The following is a 9,515-nucleotide window of genomic DNA, read 5'->3' as shown; positions in this document are numbered from 1 at the left end:
GCGGCGACCTCACGCGGGTCGCCGCCGGGGCGTCGCCCGACGCCTCGCCCTACCCTGGCCGCATCACCATCAAAGAGCGCGTGCTCGTGAAGGTCGCCGAGGAAGCGACTGCCACCACCCTTCGGGTGGATCGCGGTGACGTATCGGTGGGGGTGTCGGAAGCGCGGGGCGGAATAGCCCTCACCATCCGAACACCCCTTCCGATCCCGCACCTGGACGACACCGCCGCGATCCACGCCGGCGCCCCGATCCTTCAGCGGGTGCAGACCGCGCAAGAACAGCTCAGGGACCGCATCGCGCACGTCACCGGACGCGACGTCACTCGGGTGAACATCACCATCACCGGTGCCGTGATCGATGAGCAGAAGAGAAGAGTGAAATGAGCTCCCCTGCTTTCCGCCGCGTCCTGCGGCGTGAAACCCACTCGCCCCGCACCGTCGCGATGATCATCGCGGTCGTGCTGCTGCTGATCGTGCTGATCTACATCGGTACCGAGATCGTCCTGTTCCTGCTCGCACAGCCGGCGCTGCTGTTGGGGCCTGCGGCCGCCGCGACGTGGCTGATCGGGCTGCCCACGCAGCAGCCGGGATGGCTGGTCGCCGCGTTCGGTGTGGTGCTCGCCGTACTCGGCGTCATCTTCGTGTTCCTGGCGCTCGCGCCCGGCCGGCTGTCGAAACACCAGATGCAGCACGAGAGTCGTGCTGTGCTGGTGGACAACGGGGTGATCGCCGCATCTGTCGCCCAGCATCTGAGCGACGAGACCGGCATCGCCCGCGAGGACATCACCGTCGGTGTCTCACACCGCACCGTCGACGTCACCGTGCGACCTGCCGTCGGCGTCCCGGTCGACAAAGCACCCATCCAGCAACTCGCGGCCGCGAAGGTGGACAGCTACCAGCTCGCACCCCGAGTGAAGACCCGCGTGCGCGTGGAGCGCCCGAAACAGAACGAGGACGAGCAATGAACCGCACCAACCGTGCCCTGAACAGAATCGTCCTTTTCATCGTCGGCATCCTGTTCCTGGCCATCGGGGCCGTGCTGGTCACCATCATCGTCTGGCCCGCCAGCGCAGAGTACTGGACCGGAGCAACCGAAGCCGGGCAGGGATGGCTGGACAACGCGATCGCTACCACCACGGTCGGCGCGACCACCATCAGCTGGATCGCGATCGCCGCGCTCGCGCTGATCCTGTTCCTCGTCATCCTCCTCATCGTCGCGCTCACCCGCGTCGGCGGTGGACGCTCCCACACGGTTCTGCGCTCCACCGGCGCACAGAACCCGCTGGGCCGGGTCACGGTGCAGGAATCATTCGTCTCCGACGCTCTCAAGCACTCCCTGGACCAGCGCGACGAGATCCTGTTCTCCTCAGTCACCGCCAACGACATCCGCAAGACCCCGGTCATGCACGTCAGCGTGACACCGCGGCAGGGCACGTCCCCAGCCCAGGTGGTCGCAGACGTGGACCAACTCGTCTCCAACCTGGCGACATTGACCGGAAAGAACGTCGACACGTACATCTCGGTGCACTCCGGGTTGCGCGCCAAGCTGGCCCACGACCAGCGTCGCCTCTCCTAGCCACAGCGAAAGACCGCCATGACCTCCCTCCGCATCCTGTTCGTCGCCGCCATCGCGTTCGGTGCCTACACGCTTGGCGCTCGCGCCGGCCGTGGCCGGTACCACTCGATCAAGAAGAACGCGAAGAAGGCGTGGAACACGCGGGGCGTGCGCGCCGCACGCAAAACCACCACAGCTGGCAGCCGCACGCTGACCCGCGCCGTCACCAGATAGTCCAGAAGGGCACCCCATGGCCTCAGATACCGACAACACCATCGACACCGCACGCGACGCCATTGACAAGACCTCGAACGCCGCGAAGGGCAAAACCGGTGACCTCGGCCAGATTGTGACCGAGGTGATCGATAAGGCCGGCATCCTCGTCAACGATGGGCTCGACAAGCTGCGCACCGCCTACCGCGCCAACCCGGCCCGCGTGCTCATCATCGGCGCGGTATCCCTCGCCGGGCTGACCGCCGTCCTCGCCACCCTCACCCGCCGCGACTGACCCGTCGCGACCCCGCACAGAAAGACAGACTCATGGGTTTTCTCGGATTTCTTCTCCTCGGCCTGATCGCCGGCGCCATCGCCAAACTGATCCTTCCCGGCAAGCAGGGGGGCGGCTGGTTCATCACCCTCCTCCTCGGTGTTGTGGGTGCACTCCTGGGGGGATGGCTGGGCAGCGTGCTGTTCAATGCCCCGCTCGAAGAGTTCTTCTCCCTGCAGACCTGGCTCCTCGCCATCGGTGGATCGCTCATCGTCCTCCTCATCTACGGCTTCCTCGTCGGCCGCAAAGCCAAGTCCTGACCCCACCTCACTACACGCAGCAACACGCTTTCACGGATAGGAACCGCATCATGACTGGTCGCAATACTGTTGTCCGATCTCTGCACGACGTGGGCCTGGCCGCGTGGTTCGGGGGCACTTTGATGGGCGCTGTCGGCCTCAACGGCGGCACAGCGAAAGCCGCCGACCCCGCCGAGCGTCTGCGGCTGTCCTCTATCGGATGGGCTAAGTGGGCACCGGTCCAGCTGGCGGCGATCATCGCACACGGCATCGGCGGTGCCGGCCTCATCCTCGGCAACAAGTCAAGGATCGCCGCCCAGCCGGAGTCCCGCACGAACACGAAGGTGAAGTTCGCCCTCACCGCCGCCGCGGCAGCAGCGACCCTCTACGCCGGGATCCTCGGCACCAAGATCGCCAAACACGCCGACGAGGGTGGCGAGGGTGTCACCGAAGCCGATGAGACGGCGTCGCCGGAACTCACCTCCGCGCAGCGTCAACAGCGCGTCCTCCAGTGGGTGCTTCCCGCCCTCACCGGCGTGCTCATCGTCCTCGGCGCACAGCAGGGCGAGCAGCAGCGTCCCGTCGCCGGATTCCTGCACCGCCTCACCCGCCGGGGTTGACCCATGACGAAAAGTAGACGTGAGCTCGAGTCGGCGGACAATGACCGCGAAGAGCAGGATTCCGGTGAGCACCGCGAACCCCTCCCCGAGACCACGGACGAGGACGGGTTTCCCCTCGAGAACCCCTCCGGCTGACATCGGCCCACACCGGAACCCGCTCATCACCGCACGACCAATCAGTTGCAAGGGAAAGGGAGATCACGATGAATGGTTCACGCGCGGACCGGCCGTCGCAGGGTGACGACGAAGACGACACCACCGTTGAGGACGATTCCGCAGCGTCCGCAGGATCCGAATCACCCGAGGAAGGTCAGGCGGCGATGGACGCCGCCGAGGACGCCGTTATCAACTCCGACGACAACTGAACACCACACGCCCCGCACACGCGGTGCCACACCACCAGGGAAGGGAGCCCGTCATGGGACTCGACGACAAGATCAAGAACGCCGCGCAGGATCTCACTGGCAAGGCCAAGGAGAAGATCGGCACCGCCACCGACAACGACAAGCTCGCCGCCGAAGGCGCCGCCGACCAAGCCGAAGCCAAGATGAAGAAGGCCGCTGAGAACGTCAAGGACGACCTCCGGTAGCAGACCGGTGGGGAGGAACCGCGTCCCCCTGCGATGTCCTCCCCACCTCCCCGCACCATAACAGCACCCTGAAGGAGCAGATCATGACCGAGAACACCACCCCGCTGTCAGAAGACAACTCGCTGGAAGGTCCCGACATCGAAGTCCCCACGCATGACTCCGACGGCACCACCAAGCCGGGCGGTCTCGGCGGCGACGGCACCATCCCCAACCACCCCGCCGGTATCGCTGCCGGACACACCGGGACCGCGTCCACCTTCGAACCTGAAGAAGACGAGCACGCCGAGTAAGCACACACGAACACGCGCGAGCCGGACCATGCCCCTCATCCGGCACGGCCGGCTCGCGGTGTCCCGCGAAAGGACTCCTCATGACACGTCGACTTGCCATCGTGTGGAACCCGTCCAAGACGGATAAGGACACGCTCAGTGAAGGACTATCTGCGGCCCTTCAGGACGCCACAGCCCCCGAGGTGTCCTGGTGGGAGACCACCGAGAATGACCCCGGCGGGGACGCCACCCGCCGCGCAGTTGCCACCACCCCTGACCTCATCATCGCCGCCGGGGGTGATGGCACTGTCCGGGCTGTCGCCGAACACCTCGCCAGCAGCCCGTCGGCGCTCGATCTGGGCATCGTCCCTCTCGGCACCGGGAACCTCCTCGCCCGCAATCTGGACATCCCCCTCGGCGACATCCCGGCAGCGTTCACCCGCGCACTCACCGGCACCCCGCGGAAGGTGGACATGGGCTGGGTCGACGTCAATCTGATCAGCGGGCGCGAACGACACGGCTTCGTCGTCATGGTCGGATTCGGAATCGACGCGCACATGATCGCCGAAACCAACGACGACCTGAAAGACAAAGCCGGTTGGCTCGCCTACGTCGAATCCCTCGGTCGTGCTCTCGCCGCCAGCGACGTCGTCCCCTTCCACATCACCGCCGATGACCAGCCGGCCCGCGATGAAGAAGGCCACACCCTGCTCATCGCCAACTGCGGCACCCTCCAGGGCGGATTCACCCTGCTCCCCGACGCGGACCCCTCCGACGGGGAGCTGGACTACCTCCTGCTCAGCGCCGAAGGCATCGCGCAATGGGCAGGAACGCTCAAGACGATGCTGTGGGACAACGGACTCAAACGACTCATCAGCAGTACCGAGGAAACCACCAGCACCGACACGGTCACCCACGCCCGCGCCCGCAAACTCGACGTCACCCTCCCCGGTCCCCGACCGTTCGAAATCGACGGCGAACAGATCGGCGAAACCGACTCCTTCACCGTGACTGTCCAGCCCGGCGCCCTTCACATCCGATAGCCGCTACGACACTGAACCTGGCCTTCGTGCCGGTGGGAGCGATGACGTCGCCTGACAGAGGTCCGCAGCTCAGGTCTGAACTGTCCTTCCCACCCCGTCAGAGGGATGGTGCAGCGGGGTGATGTCCAAATGGTCGAGAAGGTCCTGCGGTGAGTCGAAGACGGCGATCGCGCCGGCCTCGCTGAGCTCGGCGCGTGAGGAGCCACCCGTGAGCAGGGCGATCGTTTTCACGTCGAGCCGGCCCGCGGCGATGACATCCCACGTCGAGTCTCCGATCATGACCCCACTGGAGCGGGACACCTTCTTCAGTGCCGTGTCAACCAGGTCCGGTGCAGGTTTGCTGTCGGAGGCATCTTCCGAAGTGGTCCATGCGTCAGCGAGCCCCCGCGCGTCGATCAGGTCCAGGCTGCGCTCAACGTGCGCTGCCTTTCCCGAGCTTGCCAGCACAATCTGGAACCCTCGTCGTTTCGTCTCAACAAGGAGTTCGTGCGCGCCCGGAAGGGGCTGGATCTCATCGATCAGCAGTTCGAACTCCTCCTCCCACGCAGCTCGGATCTCGGCGCCGCGCGCGTTCTCTGCGGAGGGTCCGGCGACTTCGGCGATCAGCTTGTCCCCACCCATCCCGATCGTGCGATGGATGCGCCAGATCGGCACCGTGATGCCGCTACGTCGCAGTGCCCGGTACCAGGCGAGCGTGTGCTGATAGTTGCTGTCCACGAGTGTCCCGTCGACATCGAAAATGATGGTGTCTGACAAAGCGATCCTTTTTCGTTGGGAGCGGAGTGGCTCATTCGAGATAGCGGTATCGCTATCGACGTAAACGGCCCCGGTCGCCCTGCCCAACATCCGAGCTCGCAGGCTCTGGATCGAAGCTCTCAGGGTTTTGCTGGTCTCCACGGGAGATGTCGTGCTCGACGATGTCGACCTGTTCATGGCGGGGAGTTTCATCAATACGGTGCTCGCGTTGCGCCCTCGATACTCGCACCGTGACGGCCTCCACAGGCACGGCCCTCCTGGTGATGGTGAGTTGCTCCTGGTGCAGCACCATCGTGATGGGCGGCGTCGGGACGTGTCCGGCGCGGCGGGGGAGTGGAGCCTGACCCGGTTTCCCGGACGGTTCTTGTGTGTTGATCATGCCGCGATTTCGGCGGCGGTGTGAAGGGCTTCGTATTCGGCGGGGCTGAGGTTGCCGAGGCTGGTGTCACCGGCGGCGGGTTGTAGAACCCCTCGATCCACTCGAACATGGCCGACGCGAGTTGCGTCCTTGAGTCCCAGGACGTGCGATCCAGTAGCTCGCGCTGCATCGTTGACCAGAAGCTCTCGATGAGGGCGTTATCGACGCTTGAGGCGACTCTGCCCATCGAGCCGAGGAGACCTGCTTGGCGGAGTCGGTGCCCGAAGAGCCACGAGGTGTATTGCGCTCCTCGATCCGCGTGGACCACGGTTCCGGGCTCGGGGCGGCGGCGCCACCGGGCCATTTCGAGCGCGTCAACAACGATCTCTGCGGTGATCCGATCCGAGATCGACCAGCCCACGATCCGGCGGCTGGACGCGTCGATCACGGCGGCGCAGTAAACCCATCCGTCCCTCGCGCGGTGCTGCGTGATGTCGCAGAACCAGAGCCGGTTCGGCGCGTCGGCGCGGAACTGCCGCTTCACGAGGTCCTCGTGCGTGGCGGTGTCCGGCTTCCAGCCGCGCCGTTTGCGGCGATGCGAGACACCGACCAGCCCATCCCGCCGCATCAGCCTCGCGACGCGCTTCCGGCCGACGTGAACGCCGAGCCCGAGTCGCAACTCCGCCAGCACGCGAGGAGAACCATAGGTTTCGCGGGAATCAGCGTGAATGCGACGGATCGTCATCGTCAGCTCCGCATCCGCGAGAGCCCGCGGTGATGGCGGTCGACGCACCCACTCGTAGAAGCCAGACTTCGAGACGCTCAGGAACCGGCAGGCCACCACGACGGGAACACCGTCCGCGGCGAGCTCCTGGACCAGCCGGAACCCTATTTTGGGAGCACGTTCTCCCTCGCGAAGTACGCGCTGGCGCGCTTGAGGATCTCAATCTCCATCTCCAGCACACGGTTGCGGCGCCGCAGCTCAACGAGCTCCTTGTGCTCGTCGGTCGTGACCCCGGCCTTGCGGCCGGAGTCGACCGCATCCCGGTTCATCCAGTTCCGCAGACAGGACTCACTGATCCCGAGATCACGCGCGGTCTGCGCAACCGGGTTGCCCTGGGCAACGAGATCGAGGGCTCGACGCCGAAACTCCGGCGGGTGGGCAGCAGGCATCTCACGGACTCCTTCCGAGACGATCATCGCCTCAAAGTTGGTGTCCGGAAAAGCGGGTCAGGCTCCCCCTGGCTCATTCTCCTCGTATGCGCATTCGCGGCGCTGGCAATCGGAGCAGCGCGCTTTTCGGTTCACCGAGCAAGGGGCCGCCGTCGTTCACCGACTGAGCTGTATGCCTCGGACGACTTCTCCGACCTGGAACTCGGGCGCCGCCCGGTCACGCACTATCCCCGGGAGGAAGCGAGCACATCCCAGCTGGGCGATCCGCCTCCGCATCGGTGACGTGCCGCCGTATGCCGATAATCTGCGTTATGTCAGAAGACTGACGTGGCCGCCCCTGGTGGGCGTCTCCCCTCACTGTTCCGGCAGTACGGAGTCGAACTTTTCGTTAGCCTTCCTGGACCGCCAGTAGGTGCGCTCGACGGTGGGCATATCTACCCCGAAAGTCTGATCTTCGAAGGGGTGGTGATGCGGTCGCCAATCGCCTTCTGCGTCCTCTACAGGCATCAGAAGCGACCCGCTTACGACGATCCGATGGACTTCGTCCACATCGGCGTCGCGGGGCCCTTTGTAGTTGACCTGAAGCACCGCGGCGCGCTTCGCGATGCGGGTGCCGTTGGAATTGACGTCATCGACGAGCTGGACCCACTCAGCGACAGTCCGTGAGATGGTCACATCTACTTCCACCGACTCGCCGGGGTGCAGCTGCTCTCGGAAAGGGTTCATGGACACGCCCCGTGTCCCGATGAACCGAAGTGTTGCCGAGCTCGGCCCATCGTTGCGTGCCGTGAATGAGTAGGCCGTTTCGATAGAGGTGCCAGCGTCTCGCGGGAGCTTGAAGACGTCGCTATCCGTTGTCGGCCTGCGCACAGTGCTATCGAAGCCCTCGCCCCTGATGACGACTACAGCAGTCGCTGGGTCGATGTAGCCGGTCGGAAAGACGCTGATCTGCGGGACGCCGTTCTCCATCCGAGCGATCTGGCTCTCGACGAGGGCTGCCTGGGCTACCGAGACCGCCTTCTCCGAGGCCGCAACCGACTTGCGAGTCTGGAATGCCTGCCAGGCGATCACGACAGCGGAAATCGCCGTAGCGAGCGCAGCCGTGACCTCCCACCACTGAGGAGCGGTCATCAACACAATCTGTTCGGCAGCCACGTAGTGAGAATGGCACACCGGGTGACGCGGCTTCGAGGTGGCCCTGTTGAAACACAGTCGCCTCGAGTAGTCGTCACATGCTCTGAGCGACGGCCTTCGCGGCTTCTGGATTCATGAGCTCAGGGTTCGGCAACATGCTCAGCTTGCTCACGTACCCCTCCACAAGAGGGGTCAACGGGTGACGCGTCCCAGTGCTCTCCGTTTCGAGCACCCTCCTGCCGAGCCCGGCGAGCAGATCTGCGACCTGCACTCTGGCTTCCAGCTTTGAGTCGACCAAAGTGACGGACATGAGCTCCACGCCCTTGCCTGCTCGGTGCGGGGAGACAACTTCAGGCGCAGCCAAGTTTTGTTTCATCCCCTCGATGCGTTCCGGGGTCAACTCCTTGGCCTCGTCGTGCAACACCTCGACAGCGTTGCCCGACTGGGTGGCCCAATGCAGGACAGTAGCGCCGAGGGCAGGAATCAGGGGATCAAGAGTGCGCAGCCGGTGGTCGATGCCCTCCCCGAGCTGCAACTCGGAGAGGGTCCGAAGGTGCTTGATGCCTGCATGAATCAGGCCGAGGAACATGTCCCCGGCCGAATCGCCGGCGTCCCGCACGTCGACAACGCGGTCGTCAAACGTTTTGAGGGTGGCCGCTGCTTCGGGCGTTGACTTGGCGCGAAGAAAGTCCTGAAACGCGACCAACAGCGCGTCCCACCGCGCGCCGTAGAGGGTCGGAGAGGTGAAGAACAGAATGTTCGCGCCACAGAGAGCGGCGCCGTCGGCGTACATGTCGTACTCGTCCTCGTGGGCAAGTTCTTCGATTGTGGCGTCGAACAGCTTCGAGACGAGGAAGTAGCGCTTGTCTGTGAAGTGGAGGGACGCGGAACCCTTCAGATTCGAATGCTCCAGCAGCCATTTCGCGGTGGCATGGTTCTTCGGGTGCAGCAGCGTCTTGGATTTGAGCTCGGTGCTCCCACTCCCGGTTTTTGCTCGAACCTCAGTCATGATGGCCGTGGCATCGAGGTCACTAATGGCCACGCTTGCGTGAACAAAGAAGCGAGAGCCTCCTGCGAGGAGGTTTTCTCCGTCGTTTCCCGACTCATCGCAAGCAACGATGAAGGGCTGCTTTGCCCTGCTGTTCGTAGTCTCTGCCGTCATCCGCTCATAGTGGCACGAGAGCGTTCCTGCGCGTTCTGAGCGTCGCGCAAAGAGAAGGAGGAGGTGGCCCG

General features: G+C 64.6%; 18 protein-coding genes. 12 read left to right on the top strand and 6 right to left on the bottom strand.

The genetic code is table 11. The annotated features are described in order from the left end of the window. Nucleotides 1-80: 80 nt before the first annotated feature. From NH287_RS07805 to NH287_RS07755, 12 genes are all read left to right on the top strand, one after another. Nucleotides 81-383 carry a hypothetical protein gene (locus NH287_RS07805; RefSeq protein ID WP_253035136.1) on the top strand — a complete coding sequence of 101 codons (303 nt, stop codon included), beginning with the start codon at nt 81-83 and terminating at the stop codon, nt 381-383. A gap of 59 nt (nt 384-442) precedes the next feature. Further along, nucleotides 443-964, top strand: coding sequence for a DUF6286 domain-containing protein (locus NH287_RS07800; RefSeq protein ID WP_253035135.1), 522 nt, complete (start codon nt 443-445; stop codon nt 962-964). Beyond that, on the top strand, nt 961-1,575 hold the full coding sequence (locus tag NH287_RS07795) for a hypothetical protein (protein ID WP_253035134.1): 615 nt from the start codon (nt 961-963) through the stop codon (nt 1,573-1,575). The genes NH287_RS07800 and NH287_RS07795 overlap by 4 nt, the downstream gene beginning before the upstream one ends. An 18-nt stretch (nt 1,576-1,593) precedes the next feature. Continuing rightward, a complete protein-coding gene (locus NH287_RS07790; RefSeq protein WP_253035133.1) occupies nt 1,594-1,788 on the top strand; it encodes a hypothetical protein in 195 nt (64 codons plus the stop codon). 16 nt (nt 1,789-1,804) lie between these two features. Continuing rightward, complete coding sequence (locus tag NH287_RS07785; RefSeq protein WP_253035132.1) at nt 1,805-2,062, top strand: hypothetical protein; 258 nt, start codon at nt 1,805-1,807, stop codon at nt 2,060-2,062. Nucleotides 2,063-2,094: 32 nt separating this feature from the next. Continuing rightward, nucleotides 2,095-2,361 carry a GlsB/YeaQ/YmgE family stress response membrane protein gene (locus NH287_RS07780; protein ID WP_253035131.1) on the top strand — a complete coding sequence of 89 codons (267 nt, stop codon included), beginning with the start codon at nt 2,095-2,097 and terminating at the stop codon, nt 2,359-2,361. A gap of 50 nt (nt 2,362-2,411) precedes the next feature. After that, entirely contained in the window at nt 2,412-2,960 is a 549-nt protein-coding gene (locus NH287_RS07775) for a hypothetical protein (RefSeq protein WP_253035130.1), read from the top strand. 3 nt (nt 2,961-2,963) lie between these two features. Then, nucleotides 2,964-3,095, top strand: coding sequence for a hypothetical protein (locus tag NH287_RS15235; protein ID WP_290440435.1), 132 nt, complete (start codon nt 2,964-2,966; stop codon nt 3,093-3,095). A gap of 68 nt (nt 3,096-3,163) precedes the next feature. Then, on the top strand, nt 3,164-3,325 hold the full coding sequence (locus tag NH287_RS07770; protein ID WP_253035129.1) for a hypothetical protein: 162 nt from the start codon (nt 3,164-3,166) through the stop codon (nt 3,323-3,325). Between the two features lie 53 nt (nt 3,326-3,378). Continuing rightward, nucleotides 3,379-3,549: a CsbD family protein gene (locus NH287_RS07765; RefSeq protein ID WP_253035128.1), complete on the top strand. Its 171-nt coding sequence runs from the start codon at nt 3,379-3,381 to the stop codon at nt 3,547-3,549. An 83-nt stretch (nt 3,550-3,632) separates the two neighbouring features. Next, nucleotides 3,633-3,839, top strand: a complete 207-nt coding sequence (locus NH287_RS07760; RefSeq protein WP_253035127.1) for a hypothetical protein — start codon at nt 3,633-3,635, stop codon at nt 3,837-3,839. 101 nt (nt 3,840-3,940) lie between these two features. Further along, nucleotides 3,941-4,861 carry a diacylglycerol kinase family protein gene (locus NH287_RS07755; RefSeq protein ID WP_308210400.1) on the top strand — a complete coding sequence of 307 codons (921 nt, stop codon included), beginning with the start codon at nt 3,941-3,943 and terminating at the stop codon, nt 4,859-4,861. A gap of 69 nt (nt 4,862-4,930) precedes the next feature. On the opposite strand, the gene NH287_RS07750 is transcribed toward NH287_RS07755, so the two are convergent. From NH287_RS07750 to NH287_RS07730, 6 genes are all read right to left on the bottom strand, one after another. Beyond that, on the bottom strand, nt 4,931-5,617 hold the full coding sequence (locus tag NH287_RS07750) for an HAD family hydrolase (RefSeq protein ID WP_253035125.1): 687 nt from the start codon (nt 5,615-5,617) through the stop codon (nt 4,931-4,933). Between the two features lie 52 nt (nt 5,618-5,669). Next, the gene (locus NH287_RS15445; protein ID WP_363380982.1) at nt 5,670-5,909 is read right to left on the bottom strand and encodes a DUF2382 domain-containing protein; all 240 of its coding nucleotides are present in this window, start codon (nt 5,907-5,909) and stop codon (nt 5,670-5,672) included. Then, a complete protein-coding gene (locus tag NH287_RS07745; RefSeq protein ID WP_253035155.1) occupies nt 5,809-6,855 on the bottom strand; it encodes an IS3 family transposase in 1,047 nt (348 codons plus the stop codon). Before NH287_RS07745 ends, NH287_RS15445 begins: the two co-directional genes overlap by 101 nt. 8 nt (nt 6,856-6,863) lie before the next feature. Next, a complete protein-coding gene (locus tag NH287_RS07740; RefSeq protein ID WP_253035124.1) occupies nt 6,864-7,148 on the bottom strand; it encodes a transposase in 285 nt (94 codons plus the stop codon). 354 nt (nt 7,149-7,502) lie between these two features. After that, nucleotides 7,503-8,303 carry a hypothetical protein gene (locus tag NH287_RS07735; RefSeq protein ID WP_253035123.1) on the bottom strand — a complete coding sequence of 267 codons (801 nt, stop codon included), beginning with the start codon at nt 8,301-8,303 and terminating at the stop codon, nt 7,503-7,505. A gap of 73 nt (nt 8,304-8,376) precedes the next feature. Next, nucleotides 8,377-9,444 carry a DUF3800 domain-containing protein gene (locus NH287_RS07730; RefSeq protein WP_253035122.1) on the bottom strand — a complete coding sequence of 356 codons (1,068 nt, stop codon included), beginning with the start codon at nt 9,442-9,444 and terminating at the stop codon, nt 8,377-8,379. Between the last annotated feature and the right edge of the window lie 71 nt (nt 9,445-9,515).

The organism is Microbacterium sp. CnD16-F (assembly GCF_024124465.1).
GTDB lineage: Bacteria > Actinomycetota > Actinomycetes > Actinomycetales > Microbacteriaceae > Microbacterium > Microbacterium gawkjiense.
Note: the sequence above shows the minus strand (reverse complement) of the source record. Positions and strands in the feature narration are given on the sequence as shown.